Consider the following 18,855-nt stretch of genomic DNA (forward strand, 5'->3'; position numbering starts at 1 on the left):
TCGTCTCGCCAGGGGGGTCTCCCCTCTCGCGCCGCACCTTAACGAATCCGGCGCTCCCGTCCCGGTGCCGCGAACGACGTCACGGGGCCGGATCAGGTGTCGGCCATCTCGGCCATCTCCTCGGTCACCACCGAGGACGTGTCCGGCACGCGCATGTCCTTGGCCTTCTTGTCCGCCATCGCCAGCAGGCGCCGGATCCGCCCGGCCACGGCGTCCTTGGTCATGGGCGGCTCGGCGAGCTGGCCCAGCTCCTCCAGCGACGCCTGCTCGTGCTCGACGCGCAGGCGGCCGGCCTGCACCAGGTGGTCGGGCACCTCGTCGCCGAGCAGCTCCAGCGCCCGGTTGACGCGCGCCGACGCGGTGACGGCCGCCTTCACCGAACGGCGCAGGTTGGCGTCGTCGAAGTTCGCGAGACGGTTGGCCGTCGCGCGCACCTCGCGGCGCATGCGGCGCTCCTCCCACGCCAGCACCGAGGTGTGCGCGCCCAGGCGGGTGAGCAGCGCGCCGATCGCGTCGCCGTCGCGGACCACCACCCGATCGGCGCCGCGGACCTCGCGGGCCTTGGCGACCACGCCGAGCCGGCGGGCGGCGCCGACCAGCGCCATCGCCGCCTCCATCCCCGGGCAGGTGATCTCCAGCGCGGAGCTGCGGCCGGGCTCGGTGAGCGATCCGTGGGCGAGGAACGCCCCGCGCCACGCGGCCTCCGCGTCGCACACGCCGCCCGAGACGACCTGCGGCGGCAGGCCGCGGACCGGGCGCCCGCGCGGGTCGAGCAGGCCGGTCTGGCGGGCGAGGGAGTCGCCGTCCGCGGCGACCCGCACGACGTAGCGCGTGCCCTTGCGCAGCCCGCCCTGGGACAGCACGTGCACCTCGGGGTTGTGCCCGTACAGGTCGTGGATCTCCCCGCGCAGGCGACGGGCGCCGGCGCCGGTGTCCAGCTCGGCCTCGACGACGACCCGCCCCCCGACGATGTGCAGGCCCCCGCCGAAGCGTAGGAGGGCCGCGACCTCGGCTCGGCGGCAACACGTCTTCGTCACCGCCAGGCGGCTGAGTTCGTCCTTGACCGCTGCGGTCATGGCCACCTTCGGTCCTCCTCCTGGTGCGGGCGGGCGGGATCGGCCCCGGGCACGGTCACGCCCCCGTGAGCGGTCGTGCCGTTGGTCGGCGGGCCGCCGGGCGAACCGGTCCGGGCGTGGTGCTCGACCCGGTGACGGGCGGCCTCGGCGAGGGCCGATGCGAGGGCATCGGGGTCGTGCTGAGGGCTGCCGTCGGCGGCCCCGACGGTGGTGAGCAGGAGCTCTGCGCCGAAGGCCTCGGCCCCGCGGCGCAGCAGGTCGGGCTCGGGGACGGCGGCGGTGTCCGCGACGACGACGTCGAGGCGCAGGCGCGGCGCGTGTGCGGCGAGCACCTCGAGGTGCTGCTCGGGCGAGAAGCCCGCCGTCTCGCCGGGCTGCGGGGCGAGGTTGAGCACGAGGACCCGGCGGGCCTCGCTCTCGACCAGCGCGCTGAACAGCTCCGGCACGAGCAGGTGCGGCAGCACGCTGGAGAACCACGACCCCGGTCCGAGGGTGATGACGTCCGCGGCCCGCAGTGCCTCGCAGGCCGCCGGGCACGCCCTGGGCCGGCGGGGGTCGAGGCGCACCTGCTGCACGCGCCCCGGTGTCGTCGCCACGGCGACCTGGCCGCGGATGCGGTGGGCGACGTCCCGGCCCCCCCGGTCACCGCCGTCGCTGCCCGACGGGCTCTGCCGACCGGGCTGGATGCCGGTGACGTCGGCCTCGATGTCGACCGGGAACGGGCTCATCGGCAGCACCCGGCCGGTGACGCCGAGCAGGCGGCAGGCCTGGTCGAGCGCGGCCACCGGGTCGTCGAGGACCTCGAGCAGGCCGGCGAGCACGAGGTTGCCGACGGCGTGGCCGGCGAGCGCGCCGTGGCCGCCGTAGCGGTGCTCGAACACCCGCTGCCACAGGGTCGTCTCCGGGCCCGGGTGCTCCTGCCCGGACAGCGCGCCGAGGGCCATCCGCAGGTCACCCAGCGGCAGGATGTCCAGCTCGCGGCGGATCCGGCCCGACGAGCCGCCGTCGTCGGCGACCACGACCACGGCGGTGATGTCGTCGGTCAGCCGCCGCAGCGCGGACAGTGTCGCGTGCAGCCCGTGGCCCCCGCCGAGGGCCACGGCCGTCAACGGCCTCGGCGGTGACACCCCGCCCGGCCCGCTCACTCGCGCCCCACGTCGCGGTGCGACACCGTCACGCGCACGCCGTCCTCGCCCGACATGCGGCGGGCGAGCTCCTCGGCCACCGCGACGCTGCGGTGCTTGCCGCCGGTGCAGCCCACGGCGACCGTCAGGTAGCGCTTGCCCTCGCGCCGGTAGCCGGCCCCGACGAGGCGCAGCAGCTCGAGGTAGCGGTCGAGGAACTCCTCGGCGCCCTCCTGCGAGAGCACGTAGTCGCGCACCACGGCCTCGCGCCCGTCGTGCTCGCGCAGCTCCGGGATCCAGTGCGGGTTGGGCAGGAAGCGCATGTCGACCACGAGATCGGCGTCCGGCGGCAGGCCGTGCTTGTAGCCGAACGAGACGACGGTGACGCTGTGCCCGACGTCGGCCGCCTCGTCGCCGAAGGCCGCCTCGATGGCCGTGCGCAGCTGGTGCACCGACCGGTTCGAGGTGTCGACGACGAGGTCGGCGTGGTCGTGCAGCGGCGCCAGCAGCTCGCGCTCGGCGCGGATCCCGTCGCTGATCCGGCCGTCGCCCTGCAGCGGGTGCGAGCGGCGGTTGGACTCGAACCGGCGGATGAGCACCGCGTCCGACGCGTCGAGGAACAGCACCCGCGGGCGGTGGCCGCGCGCGTCCAGCTCCTTGATCACGGCCCCGAGGTCCGCGGTGAACGCGCGGCTGCGCACGTCCATCACCACCGCGATGCGCGTGACCTGACCCGACGAGCGCGCGCCGAGGTCGACCATCGTCTCGATGAGTTCGGGCGGCAGGTTGTCCACGACGAACCAGCCGAGATCCTCGAGCACCTTGGCGGCCGTGCTGCGCCCGGCCCCCGAGAGGCCCGAGACGATCGCGACCTCGATCCCACCCGGGTGCGCGGGGTGCACCGGCGGCACCGCGCGTCCGGTCATGTCGTCCCCCCGTCCTCGACGGTCGAGCTCCGCTCCCCTGTGGGCGCGCTCCCCTGGATGTCTCCGTCGTTCAGCGCCGCCAGCACCGCCTCGGCGGTGCGCCGCCCGATGCCGGGCACCTCCGTGATGGCCTCGACCGAGGCGGCGCGCAGCTTCTTGACCGAGCCGAAGTGCTTGAGCAGGGCGGTGCGCCGGGCCTCGCCGAGCCCCGGCACCCCGTCGAGCACGGACGCGGTCATCCGTGTCGAGCGCTTGTGGCGGTGGTAGGTGATCGCGAACCGGTGCGCCTCGTCGCGAATGCGCTGGAGCAGGTAGAGCGCCTCGCTCTGCCGCGGCAGGATCGCCGGGTCCTCCTCGCCGGGCAGCCAGACCTCCTCGAGGCGCTTGGCCAGCCCGACCACGGCGACGTCGGTGACGCCGAGCTCGCTCAGCACCTCCGCGGCCGCCGCGACCTGGGGGGCGCCGCCGTCGACGACGAGCAGGTTCGGCGGGTACGCGAACTTCCGCGGGCGCCCGGTGGTCGGGTCGATGCCGTGCCGAAATCCGTCTGTGGCACGCGGACCGTCGTCGGTGGGGTCGATCTCGCCCGAGGCCGGCGCCCCTCCGTCGGCCTGCTCCCCTGATCGCTCCGTCTCCTGCAGGTAGCGGGAGAACCGCCGGCGCACCACCTCGGCGATCGCCGCGACGTCGCCGCCCTCGGCCCCGCCGCGGATCGAGTAGCGCCGGTAGTCGGCCTTCTTCGCCAGGCCGTCCTCGAACACCACGAGGCTCGCGACGACGTCGGAGCCCTGGACGTGCGAGACGTCGGTGCACTCGATGCGCAGGGGCGCGGTGTCGAGGCCCAACTGCTCCTGGAGCTCCTCGAGCGCCGCGCTGCGGGCGGTGAGGTCGCCGGCGCGGCGGAGCTTGTGCCGAGTCAGCTCCTCGCGGGCGTTGCGCTCCACGGTCTCGGCGAGCGTGCGCTTGTCGCCGCGCTGGGCGACGCGCAGCGACACCCGCGAGCCCCGCAGCTCGGTGAGCCACGAGGAGATCGCGGCGTTGTCCGGCGGCAGGACGGGGACGAGCACCTCGCGCGGCACGGGCTGCGCGGCGTCGTCGGCCGACCCCGCGAGCGCGGCCTGCTCTCCGTAGAACTGCGAGAGGAACTGCCCCACGAGGTCCGCGACGTCGCTGTCGGCTTCGGTCTCGACCACCCAGCCACGCTGGCCGCGCACCCGCCCGCCGCGGACGTGGAACACCTGCACCGCGGCCTCGAGCTGGTCGGTGGCGAACGCGACGACGTCGGCGTCGGTGCCGTCACCGAGCACGACCGCCTGCTTCTCGACGACCCGCTTGAGCGCGCCGGCGTCGTCGCGCAGCCGCGCGGCCTTCTCGAAGTCCATGTCGGCCGCGGCGACCTGCATGTCCTTCTCGATGCGGCCGATCAGCTGGTCGGTGTGCCCGCCGAGGAAGTCGCAGAAGTCGAGGACGATCTCGCGGTGCTCCTCGGCGCTGACCCGGCCGACGCAGGGCGCCGCGCACTTGTCGATGTAGCCGAGCATGCACGGGCGCCCGATCTGCCCGTGCCGCTTGAACACCCCACCGGAGCACTGGCGGGCCGGGAACACCCGGGTCAGGAGCTTGACCGTCTCGCGGATCGCCCAGGCGTGCGCGTAGGGCCCGAAGTACCGGACGCCCTTGCGCCGCGGGCCCCGGTAGACCCGCAGCTGCGGGTACTCCTCGTTCAGCGTCACCGCGAGGACCGGGTAGGTCTTGTCGTCGCGGTAGCGCACGTTGAACCGCGGGTCGAACTCCTTGATCCAGTTGTACTCGAGCTGGAGGGCCTCGACCTCGGTGGTGACCACCGTCCACTGCACGGCCGCCGCGGTGGTCACCATGCGGCGCGTGCGCGGGTGCAGCCCGGCCACGTCGGCGAAGTAGGAGTTGAGCCTGCTGCGCAGGCTCTTGGCCTTGCCCACGTAGATGACGCGCCCGTTCTCGTCCGAGAACCGGTACACGCCGGGCGCCTCCGGGATGCTCCCCGTCGCGGGTCGGTACGTCTGGGGGTCGGCCATGATGGCCCCCAGCGTAGGCGCGTCCGTCCGGAGACCCGGCGTGCACCCGGATGGGTGGAATCGGCGTGTCGCGCGGCGTGTCGCGGCGTGTCGGCGTGACGCCGCGCCGGGACCACGCGTTAGGAGCGGACCAGTGCCGCCCCCTCCGCGATGGCCCGCAGCTTCATCTCCGCGACCGTCGGACCGACCCGCCCGAACCCGACGAACGTGCCGAAGCCGCAGTCGGTGCCGGCCATGACGCGGTCGGTCCCGACGACCTTCGCGAAGCGCTCGAGGCGCTGCGCGATGAGCCGCGGGTGCTCGACGATGTTGTTGAGGGTGTCCACGACCCCGGGCAGCAGGACCGTGTCGTCGGGGATCGTCATCTCCGCGACGTCGGCCCACTCGTGCTCGTGGCGGGGGTTCGCGGCTTCGAACGAGATCGTCTGCGGTCGGCCGGCGAGCACCGGCGGGAGCAGCTCGGCGAGCGGGGCGTCGAAGTGGTGCGGGCCCTCGTAGTTGCCCCAGCACAGGTGCAGGCGCACCCGGGAGGGGTCGATGCCCTCGAGGGCGCGGTCGATGGCCGCCATGTGGCGCTCGGCGAAGCCGACGAGCCCGAGGCGCTGGACCTCGTCGCGACACCAGAACTGCGTGTGCCCGGCCATCGGGATGTCCGGGCAGTCGAGCTGCAGGACCAGGCCCGCGTCGACGATCGCCCGGTACTCGTGCGCCATCGCGTCGGCGAGCGCGTCGAGGTAGCTGTCGTAGTCGGGGTAGTACAGGTTCGGGCTGCACGTGGCGATGCAGCCCGGCGCCGCGGCGGGCATGAACGCGTCACCCGAGCCGGAGTGACCGGTCTTGTCGAGCGCGAGGCGCAGGGTGTCGATGTCCTTCTGCACCGCGGCGGCGCCCGTGTAGCTCACCGGGCCCACGCAGTTCGCGGGCATGATGTGTGCGCCGGCCTCCCCGCCGTACTGCGCGATCGCGAGCTCCGGCGCGGCCTCCAGGTCGTCGATGCTCCAGGCCCCGGCCTGCCCGCCGAACCCGTCGAGGCGCTCGCGGACGTAGTTGACGAAGCCCGGCTTGCCCATCTCGCCGTCGGACACGACGTCGATGCCGGCCCCGTGCTGCATCGCCACCACGTCGTGCACGGCGTCGGTGATCGCGGCGTCGAGCTCGACCGTGAAATCAGCGTCGCCCCGGCCCTCCTGGTGGAGGTACATCAGGCGGGTCAGCGTCTCCGGGCGCGGGAGGCTGCCGACGTGGGTGGTGCGAACGGTCATGATCGGGTCCTTGGGGTCAGGAGGCGGGGGTGGCCGTGGCCTGCGTGAACGTGTCGGGCGCGAAGCCCTCGAGCGCGGCGATCTTGGTGAGCACCGTCAGCCGGTCCGGGCGCGGGATCGTCGGGTCGAGCTGCTGGTAGACGTTGAGGACGTTCTGGGCGAGGCGGCCGTGCTCCGGGAGCCCCGCGAACTTGCCGAGCTCGATCGACTCGATCGCCGCGTCGACGTCGAGGCCGTCCTCGTAGCGCCGGCGCGCCTGGGTCTGGACGGTCACGAGGTACTCGCGCATCAGCGAGACCTCGGGCTTGCCGCTGACCGGTCCGTGGCCGGGAACGATCACGGTCACGTCGAGGTCGAGGATGAGGTCGAGGGCGGCGATCCAGCGGTCGATCGGGCCGGCCCACGCGATGGGGGTGCCGCCGACGAAGAGGATGTCCCCGGCGTAGAGCAGGCGCGCGTCCGGCACGTGGACGAGCGCGTCGCCGGGCGTGTGGGCAGGCCCGACCTGGACGAGCCGGACCTCGCGACCGCCCACGTCGACGCTCTCCTCGCCGGTGAAGGTCCGGTCCGGGCCGGTCGCGGTGATCCCGTCCAGCGCGAACGGACCGAAGATGTGCCGGGCGAAGTCCCCGAGCGTCCCGTCGAGACGCTTGACGAGCGCGACCGCGTCGACGGTCTCCTGCGTCATCAGCTCGGCGGCCGCGGCCGACGCGAGGATCTCCACGTCGCGCGAGGCGACGAGCTCGTTGCCGTTGATGTGGTCCGGGTCCGAGTGGGTGTTGACCAGCGTCCGCAGCGGGTGCGTATCGGTGATCGGCCGCAGCCCGTCGAGCATCTCCCGGGTCAGCGGGAGGTCGAACAGCGTGTCGACGAGCAGCGAGGTGCCCGAACCCGTGATCAGGCCGGCGTTGCTCCAGCCCCAGCTCCCGTCGGGCTGCAACCAGGCGTGGCAGCCCTCGCCGAGGTCGTGGAGTCCTTTGCGGTAGTCCAGGGCGCTCATCGCCGGTCCTCTCCCAGGTTCTCCGAACCCGTACTCGGGTACGGATTCGTGTTCGGAACCTAGGACAGGGTGGGGTCCGAATCAATACTCAAGTACAGGTTCGTACGCCGCGGATCGCCCGGCACGACGACGGCCCGCGAGCCGGAGCTCGCGGGCCGTCGTGAGAGTCGTGTCGGGTCAGGCGGGAGTGGCGTCCGCCGGGGCGGGCTCGCCGGGCCGGCGGCCGAGCACCTCGGTGAAGAACGCCTCGAGGTTCGTGGGCCGCCCGGCGGCGTCGAGCGTGGGGTGCGCGCGGAGCCCGGCGGCCGCTTCGTCGACCGCTGCCTCCACCAGCGCGCGCTCCTCCGAGCTCACCACGAGGAAGCCGCGCAGGGAGCCGTGCCACGGACGGCGCCACTGCAGATAGGTGAGGTCCGTGTCGTCGATGTCCTGCATCTGGACGCGGTTGCCGAGCCACTGGAGGTCGCTCATGAGGTTTCTCCTCTACGGCCGGGGAGCGGTGCCGACGTGTCAGGTGGAGACGACGTCGGCCCCTCGCGGCACCTTCCAGGTTGACCGCTCGCGTATCGCCGGTAAACCGTGAGCGACGTTGTGTAGCTCACCTCGTCAGCTCACCTCGTCAGCTCACCTCGTCAGCTCACCTGGTCGGATGCACCACCCGGGCAGTCGCGCCCTACCGGGTGTCGAGGACGAGGTATCCCTCGGCGAGACGCTTCGGCCCGAGCTCGGCGGCCTTCGCCTGCGAGCGGCCCCACCCCCACATGCGCCCGCGCAGGTCGTCCATGTGCGCGGTCTGGCTCTTGTGGGCCCGCAGGGCGTCCACCTTGCGGTCGAAGGCGTCGGTCGTGTCGACGTAGTGGTCGGCGCCCTCGCCCGTGTGGCCGATCCACACCTCGGCGACCGTGTGCGCCGCCAGGCCCTCCTCGGCGAGGAGCTCCGGGTGGGCGAACGGGTTGCGGGCGTCCGGATAGACCGCGCACATCACGGCCTCGCCGGCCGCGGTGTGGTCGGGGTGGCTGCCGTACATCGAGCGCAGGTCGCGCGTCGGGGACTGGGTGACGACCCGGTCCGGGCGGACCTGGCGGATGACGCGCGCGAGGTCGCGGCGCAGCTCGTGGGTCACGTAGAGCCGCCCGTCGGGCCAACCGAGGAAGTGGCACTCGTCCACCCCGAGGATCGCGCCCGCAGCGCGCTGCTCCTCGCGGCGCAGGGTCGCCATGTCGGCGCGGCTGACCTCCTCGTCGAAACCGCCCGCGTCGCCGTCGGTGATCAGGCAGTAGACGACGCGGTGCCCCGCGTCGGTCCACGTCGCGACCGAGCCGCCGTTGCCGAAGTCGATGTCGTCGGGGTGGGCGACCATCACGAGGATGGTCAGCGGCGCGGTGGCTCGTTCGGTCTCAGGGGTCTGATCGGACTCCACCGGTCCACTCCTACCCCACGTCCCCGACACCCGGCTCGGCGAGACGCCGATACAGCGGGCGCAGCACCTCGCGGACGTCGGTGCCGTCGTCGAGGGTCAGCGGCGGCAGATCGTCGAGCAGGGCGTCGCAGGCCGGGGCGCGGGAGGCATCCGGGGGCTCCGGGATCGGCACGCCGGGGCGGTGGAAGCGGTCGAGCAGGTCCTCGAGCGCGGTCGGCGCGCCTGCGCCCGCGTCGCGGCGGTCGCGCAGCGCGGCGAGCAGCGTGGCGCGATCGCGGCCCCGCCAGCGCAGCAGGGCGAACGGGTCGACGTCGAACTCCTCGGCGGCGAGATACGCGACGGCCGCGAGGTGCTTGCACGGCACCGACCAGTCGGGGCACGAGCAGTCCATCGGGAGCTCCGCCGAGCCCTGCGGGAAGAGCGAGAGGCCCACGCGCGCGAGGACGTCCTCGAGGTCGTCGGGGACCTCCCCGGCGAGCAGGGCGGCCGCGTACCAGGAGTCGGCGGCCAGGGCGTCGAGCACCGCGTCCCACGCCTCGTCGGCGAAGGGGCGCAGCCCGATGCGCACGCGATAGGGCTCGTCGCGGCTGCCCTGGACGGTCGCGGTGATCGCGCCGGGGTCGATGGCGAGGTCGACGACCTGCCCCGCCCGCGCGTAGGTCTTGCCGCGCGCGAGGCGCCCGCCGACGCCGAGCGCCGTGAGCACCGCGAGGAAGCGGCCCGACCACCAGGACTCGCCGATGTCGCCGCGCCGGCTGCGCGCGACGATGCCGTCCTCGACGGGCTTGCGCCTGCCGAACTCCTCGAACCTCTCCGAGAACCGGGGCCCCGACCACGTCTCACGCACCATCGTCGTCGTCCAACTCCTCGGGCTCCGCGTCGAGGGTGAGCACCTTCGCGAGCTCGTCGGTCGAGAGGTCGGCGAGCCAGTCCTCCCCGTCGCGCACCGCGAGGTCGGCCAACGCGCGCTTGTTCGCGACGAGCTCGTCGATCCGCTCCTCCAGCGTGCCCGCGCAGACGAGCTTGCGCACACCCACGGTGCGCTTCTGGCCGATGCGGAACGCGCGGTCGGTCGCCTGGTCCTCGACCGCGGGATTCCACCAGCGGTCGAGGTGCACGACGTGCTGCGCGGCCGTGAGCGTGATGCCGGTGCCGCCCGCGCGCAGCGAGAGCAGGAAGAGCGAGGGACCCCCCGATCCATCCTGGTGGCCGGACTGGAAGCGTTCGACCATCGCGTCGCGGGCGCTCCGCGACACCCCGCCGTGCAGCCAGGCGACCTCGGTGTCGAAGCGGGCCGCGAGGTGGGGGGCGAGCATGTCCCCGAACGCCGCGAACTGGGTGAACAGCAGCGCCTTGTCGCCGGCGGCGAGCACCTCGGCGAGGATCTCCTCGAGCCGGGCGATCTTCCCGGAGCGCCGCCCGACCGGGGAGCCGTCCTGTAGCAGCAGCGCGGGATGGTCGCAGACCTGCTTGAGCTTGGTCATCGCGGCGAGCACCCGGCCGCGGCGCTCGATGCCGGGTTCCCCCCTGGTCGACGGGTCGTCGAGCCTGTCGAGCATCTCGTCGACGACGACGCGGTAGAGCGAGGCCTGCTCGCCGGTGAGCCCGCACCGCTCGACGGTCTCGATCTTGTCGGGCAGGTCGTCGACGACGGTGGGGTCGGTCTTGAGGCGCCGGAGCAGGAACGGGCGGGTCCGCCGGCGCAGATCCTCGGCGACGTCGGTCCGGCCGTGGCGCTCCACGGGCACGGCGTAGCGCTCGCGGAAGGCGGTGGCGCTCCCGAGCATGCCGGGGTTCACCGCGTCCATGATCGACCAGAGCTCGGCGAGGCGGTTCTCGACGGGCGTGCCGGTGAGCGCGAGGCGGTGCTCGGCGTCGAGGCGCCGGACGGCCTTCGCCCCGCGGGAGCGGTTGTTCTTGACCATCTGGGCCTCGTCGAGCACCACCCGGTGCCAGGCGACGTCGCCCAGGGTGTCGATGTCGCGGACGAGCGTGCCGTAGGAGGTGACGACGAGGTCGGCGTCGGCGGCCGCCGCGGCGGGGTCGCTGCGCGCGGCGCCGTGGTGCACCGCGACCCGCAGCTCCGGCACGAACCGCTCGGCCTCGCGGCGCCACGTGGAGACCACCGAGGTGGGACACACGAGCAGGGTCGGGCCGGGTCCAGGATCAGGAGCGACGTCGTGCCCGGCCCGCTCGTGCGCCTCCAGGGCCAGGACCTGCAGCGTCTTGCCCAGCCCCATGTCGTCGGCGAGCACGCCGCCCAGTCGCAGACCCGCGAGGAAGGCGAGCCACGACAGCCCGCGGCGCTGGTAGGGCCGCAGGGTGGCGCGGACGGTGGCGGGGGTGTCGAGGGGCTCGAGGGTGCTGCCGCCGGCGAGGAGGTCGCCGAGCTCGCCGTCCAGGCGCAGCGACTCGACGGGCAGCGGCGCGGGGACGTCGTCGGGGTGCGTGATCGCGAGGTGGAGGACGTCGCCGACGGTCGGGCGGTCGCGCCGCTCGGCGAGGAAGGCGAGGCCGTCGCGGAGGCGGTCCGCGTCGAGGGCGACCCAGTGCCCGCGCAGGCGCACCAGCGGCGCCTTGGCCCGCACGAGGGCGTCCATCTCGGTGTCGGTGAGTTCCTCGCCGTCGACCGCGAGGCGCCAGGAGAAGTCGACGAGGTCGTCGCGGCCGATCGTGGCGCCGGTGTCGACGACACCGTCCGGGCGCTCGGCGTGCCCGCCGGCCGCGGCCAACCCCAGCCGCGCGGGGCCGGACCGCCAGCCGGCGGGGAGCAGGACGCCGAAGCCGGCGCGGTCGAGGTCGGCGGCGACGTGGGCGAGGAACTGGTGGGCGCCGGCGAGGTCGAGGTCCATGCTGCCGGGCCGCGGGACGCGCAGCGCGTCGCCGAGCTCGGGGTAGACGCGGGCGGCGCGGCCGAGCTCGCCGAGCAGGACCTCGGCGGGATCGTCGAGCCAGCGGCGCAGCGCCGTGGGGTCGCGCCACACGGTGTCGGCGTCGACAGTGAGGCTCGGGTCCTGGGTCGACTGCAGCGAGAACGTCAGCCGGAAGACCGGTTCGGGCTCGTCGAGCGCGTGCCCGAGACGGTCGACGACCACCTCGTCGAGCCGGAACGACACCCGCGCCGGCCCGGCGTGCGGGGCGCCGACGACCGCCCAGCGGCGCAGCCCGGCGGCGAGGGCGTCGGGCGGGGCGGGGTCGCCGAGCACCGGCTCGTCGCCGAGCGCGTGCGCCCAGTCCGGAGCCGCGGCGAGCTCCCCGGACCCGGTGACCCGGGCGCGGGCGTGGGCGTCGACCGCCGCGGCCAGCGCACCCTCCACGACCGCCGGGGCGCTCGCGGGCTCCTCCCCCGGCACGCGCTCGCAGCGGCAGACCGGCGGCAGCGCGGCGGCGAGGGTGTCGGCGGCGACGAGGTCGGAGCCCTGGAGGACGGGGCGCCAGACCAGGGTCCCTTCGTCCGGTTCCGGGAGCACCCGGCCCCGCGAGACGAGGTCGGCGGCCAGCGCGTCGACGGCCCGCAGTGCGGCCACCGACGGGCTCGCTCGCGTCCCCTCCGGTGCCGGCGGGGGCGGGGCCCCGGGCGGGAGCTCGAGCACCGGGACGGTCCAGTCGGCGAGGACGGGGGCACCGGGGGCACCGGGGGCGTCCCGGGGCCCGTGGCCGGCTCCGGAGCGGTCGAGGTCGTCGGAGTCGCGCGGCGCGTCCGGGTCCGAGGGCAGGGCGAGGACCGCGACGCCGGCGGTCGCCGTCGTCGTGCCCCACACGACGGCCAGGCGCTCGGCCGGTACCGCGAATGGGTGCGGGCGGGCGCCCCGGCGGGCGCGGCTGGTGCTACGGGGCGGGAGGTCGGGGTCCTCGGCCCACACGCAGACGCCGCGTCCCGGCGACCAGAGGGCGTGCAGGGCGAGCACGCGTCAGGACACCTGCACGGTGCCGTCCACGACGCTGACGGGCACCTCGGTGAGCCCGGTGTCGGCCGGGCCCTTCCGCAGCGCGCCGGTCGTGGCGTCGAACTGGCTGAAGTGGTTCGGGCAGGTGATGACGCCGTTCTCCGGCGGGTCGACCGTCGTGCCCTGGTGCGGGCAGGCGGCGTCGAAGCCCGCGAACTCCCCGGCCGTCGGCTGCACGAGGAGGATCTCGCGGTCACCGGCGGTGACGATCGTGCCCCCGCCGACAGGGATGGACGAGACGGGCGTGCCGCCGCCGGGCGTCGGCGCCGGCGGCGAGCTCGGCGCGGGGGCCGGGGCGGCCGTCCCGCCGCCACCCGACGAGCACGCGGCGAGCGCACCGGGCGCGGTGAGGGCGACCGCGAGCCCGCAGAGGACCGTGCGGCGGGTGGGTCCGGTGGTGGTGGGCACCGACACCTCCGTGATCGTCGTGGTGCAGGGAGTGATCGTGGTGCGCCCTCAGTCTGCCCGCGCCCCCCGTCACCGCCGGGTGAGGGTCCGGGTGAGCGACAGGGAGCGGACAGGGAGCGACAGTGAGCGGCCTTCATGGTGATCGCCGGGAACATCGCTCACCTCCGTCAGGGCGTCGGCTCCACCGGGAGGGCGAGCAGGCCCTCGACGACCTCGTCGAGGGCGGGGCCGGTGACGTGCGGGATGGCGACGGCGTCGGGGATCCGGCCCTCCAGGCGCTCGCAGAAGGCCCCGATCATCCCCGCCGACACCGCGCCGTGGACGTCCCACGAGTGCACGGCGACCAGGGCCGTCCGCGCCGGCGGCGTCGCGATCCGCTCGCACGCCCAGTGGTACACGCGCGCCGGGGGCTTGAACGACTTCAGCTCCGCGCACGACATCACGTCGGCGAGCAGGTCGCGCACCCCGCCGGCGGCCAGCGCCGCACCCGCGACCTCCGCCGACCCGTGGGTGAACCCGTACGCGGGCACCCCGGCCTCGGCGAGCCGACGCAGCGCCGGCGCCGCGTCAGGGTGCACCGGCAGCTCCCCGAAGCCGTCGAGCACCGACGCGACCTGGGCGTCGGTGAGGTCGCGCCCGCTCGTGCGTCGCAGCATGTCCGCGGCCACCACGGCGAACGGCGGCGCCTCGCCCGCCAGCGTCATCGCCATGCCCTGGTGCAGCAGGCGCGCGAAGAACAGCTCCAGCTCGTGGCCGGGCCGCCCGAGCGCCTCGAAGCGTGGTCGCAGGCCCTCGAGCTGCAGGCAGGTCTCGAAGAGGTCGAACAGCACGACCTGGGGCCGGCGGGCGGGGGCGCGCAGCGGAGCGGTCACGGCGGCGAGGTACCCGCCAGCTCGCCCAGCACCCGCCGGGGCCACGCCGGACCCCCGTAGACGAACCCCGTGTACGCCTGGACGAGCGTCGCGCCGGCCTCGAGACGGGCGCGCGCCTCCTCGCCGGAGTCGATGCCGCCGACCGAGACGAGCGTCAACCGGCCGTCCACCCGCTCCCGCAGCCGGGCGAGCACCGCGCGGGCCGGTCCCACGAGCGGGGCACCCGACAGGCCACCGGACCCGGCCGCGGCGACGACGTCGGCCGGCGACGCGAGGCCCGTGCGCGCCACGGTGGTGTTGGTGGCGACGATCCCGTCGAGTCCCTGGGCCGTCGCGAGGTCGGCGACGGCGTCCACGCCCTCGTCGTCGAGGTCGGCGGTGATCTTCACCAGCAGCGGCGTCGACCCCACTTCGGCGCGCACCGCGGCGAGCAACGGCTCCAGGGCGTCGACGCCCTGGAGGTCGCGCAGACCCGGCGTGTTCGGCGAGCTGACGTTGACGACGACGTAGTCGGCGTGCGGGCCGAGGATCCGCGCCGAGTACCGGTAGTCCGCCACGGCGTCGGTGGCGGTCCTGGAGCGCCCGATGTTGACGCCGACGACGGTCCCCGCGCCCCGTTCCCGCAGCGTCGCGAGCCGGGCGGCGACGACGTCGGCGCCGGCGTTGTTGAACCCCATCCGGTTGACCAGCGCGCGGTCGGCGGGCAGCCGGAACAGCCGTGGCCGGGGGTTGCCCGGCTGCGCCCGCGCGGTCACCGTGCCGACCTCGACCGCACCGAACCCCAGGCGCGCGAGCCCCCGCACACCCTCGGCGTCCTTGTCGTAGCCGGCGGCCACGCCGAGCGGGTTGGCGAAGCGCAGGCCCATGGCCTCGACGGGTCCGGCCTCCGGGCCCTCGGACGGGAGCAGCGGGGTGGCCGCCCGCAGCGCCGTCACGCCGACGCGGTGGGTCAGCTCGGCGGGCACACGCGTCGCGACGTGCCGGAAGAGCGAGTCGTAGACGCCCATCAGTGGTACTGCGCGTGCAGCTTGCGCAGCGCGCTCACCCCGCGCGCCGCGTGGCCCCGGTCGACGGCCTGCAGCGCCGAGATCGTCAGGTACTCGTCGTCGGGCAGCTCGAGACGCGCGAACTGCGCGCCGTCGGGGAAGCTCACGGCGAGGACCCCGGACCACGGCACGCGGCGGGTGAGGATCGTGGCGCGTACCTCGACCCCGCCGGGTCCCGCCCGCAGCCGGGGGCGGGTGAACAGCAGCGCGCAGCCGGCGAGGAAGGTCCCGAGCACGACCATCGCGACCTGGTCGGCGGGCCGGAAGTTGAAGCCCGACGACTCCACGAACACCAGGAGCGCGCCCGCGCCGAAGAACGCGAAGAGGAAGACGGCGAGCACCCAGGCGACCCAGCGGATCCGCACCGGGCGGACCTCGAGCTCGACCTCGCCGAGGTCGAGGCCCTCGGGCGGTACGACGGGACTGGTCACGACGCCCCCCGGGTCGAGCTCGGCTTCCCCATCGGCGGGCTCCCTCCGGCGTCTCCCGCCAACCCCCGCAGCGTCAGCGCCGCGTCCACGGCCGCGACGGTGGCCTCGAAGCCCTTGTCCTCGCTCGAGGTCGGGGTGCCGGCGCGGGCCCAGGCCTGCGCCTCCTCGTCGACGGTCAGCACTCCGTTGCCCACCGGGGTGCGGGCGTCGAGGCCGACGCGCAGCAGGCCGGCGGTGACGGCATCGCAGACGTAGTCGAAGTGCGGGGTCTCGCCCCGGATGACGACGCCGAGCCCGACGACCGCGTCGTGGTGCTCGGCGAGCCCCTGGCACACCACCGGGAGCTCCATGGCACCGGCGACGCGCACGACCGTCGGCTCCGCCACCCCGGCCTTGGCGGCCGCGTCGCGGGCGCGCTCGAGCAGCACGTCGGTGATCATCGCGTTCCACCGCGTCACCGCGATGCCCAGCGTCAGGCCGGCCGCGTCCGGGACCTCCGCCTCCGGGCGCCCCTCGCCGCTCACGCCCGCGTCCCGCCCACGGCCTGCTCACCGTCGGCCGGCTGCGCGACGACCCCGTCGTCCTCGGTGTCGAGGCCCTCGAGGTCGTGGCCCATGCGGTCGCGCTTGGTGCGCAGGTAGCGCAGGTTCTCCGGGGTCGCCCGCGCCGGGAGGGCCACGCGGCCGAGGATCTCCAGGCCGTAGCCCTCGAGCCCGGCCCGCTTCTCGGGGTTGTTGGTCAGCAGGCGCATGGACCGGATGCCGAGGTCGGCGAGGATCTGCGCGCCGGTGCCGTAGTCGCGGGCGTCGGCGGGCATGCCGAGCGCGAGGTTGGCGTCGACGGTGTCCGCGCCCGCGTCCTGCAGCTGGTAGGCCTGCAGCTTGTGGATCAGACCGATGCCGCGGCCCTCGTGTCCCCGCACGTAGAGCACGACGCCGCGGCCCTCGGCCACGACCGCCGCCATCGCCGCGTCGAGCTGGGGCCCGCAGTCGCAGCGCCGCGAGCGCAGGACGTCGCCGGTGAGGCACTCGGAGTGGACACGGACCAGCACGTCCTCGCCGTCGCCGATCTCACCGTGGACGAGCGCCACGTGCTCGATGCCGTCGAGCAGGGAGTCGTAGCCGTAGGCGACGAACGTGCCGTGGTCGGTCGGGATGTTGGCGTGCGCGACCTGGACGACCTGCTTCTCCGAGCGCCGCCGGTAGGCGATCAGATCCTTGATCGTGATGAGGGAGAGCTCGTGCTCGTCGGCGAAGACCTGCAGCTCGTCGAAGCGGGCCATGTCGCCGTCGTCCTTCTGCGACACGATCTCGCAGATGGCGCCCGCCGGGGCCAGGCCGGCGAGGCGCGCCAGGTCGACCGCGGCCTCGGTGTGCCCGGGGCGGCGCAGCACGCCGCCGTCGCGGGCGCGCAGCGGCACGACGTGCCCGGGCCGCGAGAGGTCGGTGGGCCCCGACTCCGGGTTCGCGAGCACGCGGATCGTGTGCGCCCGGTCGATGCCCGAGATGCCGGTGCCGATGCCCTCGCGGGCGTCGACCGACACCGTGTACGCGGTGCCGTGCCGGTCCTGGTTGATCGAGTGCGCGGGCGGCAGGTCGAGCCGGTCGCAGCTCTCGCCCGTCAGCGGCACGCAGACGTACCCCGACGTGTAGCGCACCATGAACGACACGAGTTCGGGCGTCGCGCACTCGGCGGCGAACACGAGGTCGCCCTCGTTCTCGCGGTCCTCGTCGTCGACGACGACCACGGCCTTGCCCGCGGCGATGTCGGCGATCGCCCGCTCGATGTGCTCGAAGCCCTCCACCTGCTCCTACTTCCCCTGTGACGTGCCCGCGGTGTGGGCTCCCACGAGGCGCTCGACGTACTTGGCGACGTACTTGGCCAGGAGGTCGACCTCGAGGTTGACCGTGGATCCCACGGCACGCTCCCCCAGGGTCGTCTCGCGCAGTGTGGTCGGGATGAGCCCGACGGCGAAGGACTCGTCGTCGACCTCGGTGACCGTGAGGCTGACCCCGTCGACGGCGATCGAACCCTTCTCGACGACGTACCGGGTCAGTCTCGCCCCGGAATCGGACACGGCGACACGGAAGCGGACGGTCGTCCACGCGTCGTGCTCCGTGCGCTCGACCACGGTGGCGGTCCCGTCGACGTGACCCTGGACGATGTGCCCGCCCAGCCGGTCGCCGGCGGCCACGGCACGTTCGAGGTTGACCCGCGTGCCCGCGGTCGCGCCCGCCAGCGAGGAGCGCCGCAGCGTCTCCCCCATGACGTCCACGCCGAACTCCCCGGTGGCGGGGTCGACGACGGTCAGGCAGACGCCGTTGACCGCGATGGAATCGCCCGGGCGGGCGTCGGAGGTGACGACGGGGCCGCGGACGCGCAACCGTGCGGCGTCCTCCTGGGCGACGACGTCGACGATCTCGCCGACCTCCTCGACGATGCCCGTGAACACAGCGTTCCCCTTCTCCCGGCCTCGGCGGCCTCGGCCTTGGCGACCCGCCCGCCATCATCCTCACGACGCGCTCCGGTGGCAGTGCCACCGCGGTGATGCCGCTCTCACCCCTGCCCGAGGTGCGCGGTCACCCGCACCGCCTGGTCGCGCAGGGCTTCGAGCGCCCGCTCGGGGTCGTCGGCGCCGTACACCGCCGATCCCGCCACGAAGCAGTCGACGCCCGCCTCGGCGGCCTGCTCGATGGTGTCCCGGCTGATCCCGCCGTCGATCTCGACGATGACGTCGAGGTGGCCGGTGTCGACGAGGCGCCGCGCGGTGCGCACCTTGTCGAGCACCTCGGGCATGAACGTCTGCCCGCCGAAGCCCGGCTCGACGCTCATGACGAGCAGCGTGTCGTAGTCACGCAGCACCTCGACCCAGTCGTCGAGCGGCGTGCCCGGCTTGATCGACAGGCCGGCGAGCGCGCCCGCCGCGCGGATGTCGCGCGAGCACTTCCGCGGGTCGTGCGCCGCCTCGGCGTGCACCGTGACGTTCCGCGACCCGGCCTCGGCGTAGCCCGGCGCCCAGCGGTCCGGGTCGTTGATCATGAGGTGGCAGTCGAGCGGGATGTCCGTGGCCCGCTCCAGCGCCTCGACGACGGGCAGGCCCAGCGTCAGGTTGGGCACGAAGTGCCCGTCCATGACGTCGACGTGCAGCCAGTCCGCGCCGGGTACCGCGTCCGCCTCCTCCTTGAGACGGGCGAAGTCCGCGGACAGGATGCTCGGAGCGATCATGGGGTGACGCGCCACGTGACGGATGGTAGTCGCCTGGTTGGTCCGTGCGGTCACACGGGAGACG

The 18,855-nt window shown here is 74.4% G+C and carries 18 protein-coding genes; all 18 read right to left on the reverse strand.

The genetic code is table 11. The features are described from left to right. Positions 1–92: 92 nt before the first annotated feature. The 18 genes from whiA to rpe all read right to left on the reverse strand — a co-directional run bounded on the left by whiA (position 93) and on the right by rpe (position 18,791). A complete protein-coding gene (gene whiA, locus AC2A1K_RS07285) occupies positions 93–1,082 on the reverse strand; it encodes a DNA-binding protein WhiA (protein WP_337698758.1) in 990 nt (329 codons plus the stop codon). After that, entirely contained in the window at positions 1,073–2,185 is a 1,113-nt protein-coding gene (locus tag AC2A1K_RS07290; RefSeq protein WP_483895646.1) for a gluconeogenesis factor YvcK family protein, read from the reverse strand. Before AC2A1K_RS07290 ends, whiA begins: the two co-directional genes overlap by 10 nt. Before the next feature lie 32 nt (positions 2,186–2,217). After that, the gene (gene rapZ, locus AC2A1K_RS07295; RefSeq protein WP_483895647.1) at positions 2,218–3,126 is read right to left on the reverse strand and encodes an RNase adapter RapZ; all 909 of its coding nucleotides are present in this window, start codon (positions 3,124–3,126) and stop codon (positions 2,218–2,220) included. Beyond that, positions 3,123–5,180: an excinuclease ABC subunit UvrC gene (gene uvrC, locus AC2A1K_RS07300; RefSeq protein ID WP_483895648.1), complete on the reverse strand. Its 2,058-nt coding sequence runs from the start codon at positions 5,178–5,180 to the stop codon at positions 3,123–3,125. The genes rapZ and uvrC overlap by 4 nt, the downstream gene beginning before the upstream one ends. Before the next feature lie 119 nt (positions 5,181–5,299). Beyond that, complete coding sequence (locus AC2A1K_RS07305; RefSeq protein WP_483895649.1) at positions 5,300–6,442, reverse strand: cobalamin-independent methionine synthase II family protein; 1,143 nt, start codon at positions 6,440–6,442, stop codon at positions 5,300–5,302. A 16-nt stretch (positions 6,443–6,458) separates the two neighbouring features. Then, a complete protein-coding gene (locus AC2A1K_RS07310) occupies positions 6,459–7,442 on the reverse strand; it encodes an MBL fold metallo-hydrolase (protein ID WP_483895650.1) in 984 nt (327 codons plus the stop codon). 177 nt (positions 7,443–7,619) lie between these two features. Further along, positions 7,620–7,913, reverse strand: a complete 294-nt coding sequence (locus AC2A1K_RS07315; RefSeq protein WP_483895651.1) for a hypothetical protein — start codon at positions 7,911–7,913, stop codon at positions 7,620–7,622. Between the two features lie 202 nt (positions 7,914–8,115). After that, positions 8,116–8,862 (reverse strand): PIG-L deacetylase family protein, encoded by a 747-nt coding sequence (locus AC2A1K_RS07320; protein WP_483895652.1) that lies wholly within the window; start codon positions 8,860–8,862, stop codon positions 8,116–8,118. Positions 8,863–8,872: 10 nt separating this feature from the next. Beyond that, a complete protein-coding gene (locus AC2A1K_RS07325; protein WP_483895653.1) occupies positions 8,873–9,712 on the reverse strand; it encodes an SWIM zinc finger family protein in 840 nt (279 codons plus the stop codon). Then, positions 9,702–12,770, reverse strand: a complete 3,069-nt coding sequence (locus AC2A1K_RS07330; protein WP_483895654.1) for a DEAD/DEAH box helicase — start codon at positions 12,768–12,770, stop codon at positions 9,702–9,704. Before AC2A1K_RS07330 ends, AC2A1K_RS07325 begins: the two co-directional genes overlap by 11 nt. Positions 12,771–12,773: 3 nt before the next feature. Then, complete coding sequence (locus AC2A1K_RS07335) at positions 12,774–13,217, reverse strand: Rieske (2Fe-2S) protein (protein WP_483895655.1); 444 nt, start codon at positions 13,215–13,217, stop codon at positions 12,774–12,776. Positions 13,218–13,384: 167 nt separating this feature from the next. Beyond that, positions 13,385–14,089: an HAD family hydrolase gene (locus AC2A1K_RS07340; protein ID WP_483895656.1), complete on the reverse strand. Its 705-nt coding sequence runs from the start codon at positions 14,087–14,089 to the stop codon at positions 13,385–13,387. After that, positions 14,086–15,096 (reverse strand): quinone-dependent dihydroorotate dehydrogenase, encoded by a 1,011-nt coding sequence (locus tag AC2A1K_RS07345; protein WP_483895657.1) that lies wholly within the window; start codon positions 15,094–15,096, stop codon positions 14,086–14,088. The genes AC2A1K_RS07340 and AC2A1K_RS07345 overlap by 4 nt, the downstream gene beginning before the upstream one ends. Continuing rightward, positions 15,096–15,566 (reverse strand): PH domain-containing protein, encoded by a 471-nt coding sequence (locus tag AC2A1K_RS07350; protein ID WP_483895658.1) that lies wholly within the window; start codon positions 15,564–15,566, stop codon positions 15,096–15,098. The genes AC2A1K_RS07345 and AC2A1K_RS07350 overlap by 1 nt, the downstream gene beginning before the upstream one ends. Then, positions 15,563–16,090 carry a 6,7-dimethyl-8-ribityllumazine synthase gene (gene ribH, locus AC2A1K_RS07355; protein WP_483895659.1) on the reverse strand — a complete coding sequence of 176 codons (528 nt, stop codon included), beginning with the start codon at positions 16,088–16,090 and terminating at the stop codon, positions 15,563–15,565. Before ribH ends, AC2A1K_RS07350 begins: the two co-directional genes overlap by 4 nt. Next, the gene (locus tag AC2A1K_RS07360) at positions 16,087–17,370 is read right to left on the reverse strand and encodes a bifunctional 3,4-dihydroxy-2-butanone-4-phosphate synthase/GTP cyclohydrolase II (protein WP_483895660.1); all 1,284 of its coding nucleotides are present in this window, start codon (positions 17,368–17,370) and stop codon (positions 16,087–16,089) included. The genes ribH and AC2A1K_RS07360 overlap by 4 nt, the downstream gene beginning before the upstream one ends. Positions 17,371–17,376: 6 nt before the next feature. Next, positions 17,377–18,018 carry a riboflavin synthase gene (locus AC2A1K_RS07365; protein ID WP_483895661.1) on the reverse strand — a complete coding sequence of 214 codons (642 nt, stop codon included), beginning with the start codon at positions 18,016–18,018 and terminating at the stop codon, positions 17,377–17,379. Positions 18,019–18,122: 104 nt separating this feature from the next. Next, entirely contained in the window at positions 18,123–18,791 is a 669-nt protein-coding gene (rpe, locus tag AC2A1K_RS07370; protein ID WP_483895863.1) for a ribulose-phosphate 3-epimerase, read from the reverse strand. Between the last annotated feature and the right edge of the window lie 64 nt (positions 18,792–18,855).

It is taken from the genome of Actinomycetospora sp. 2LY8.5 (assembly GCF_057180585.1).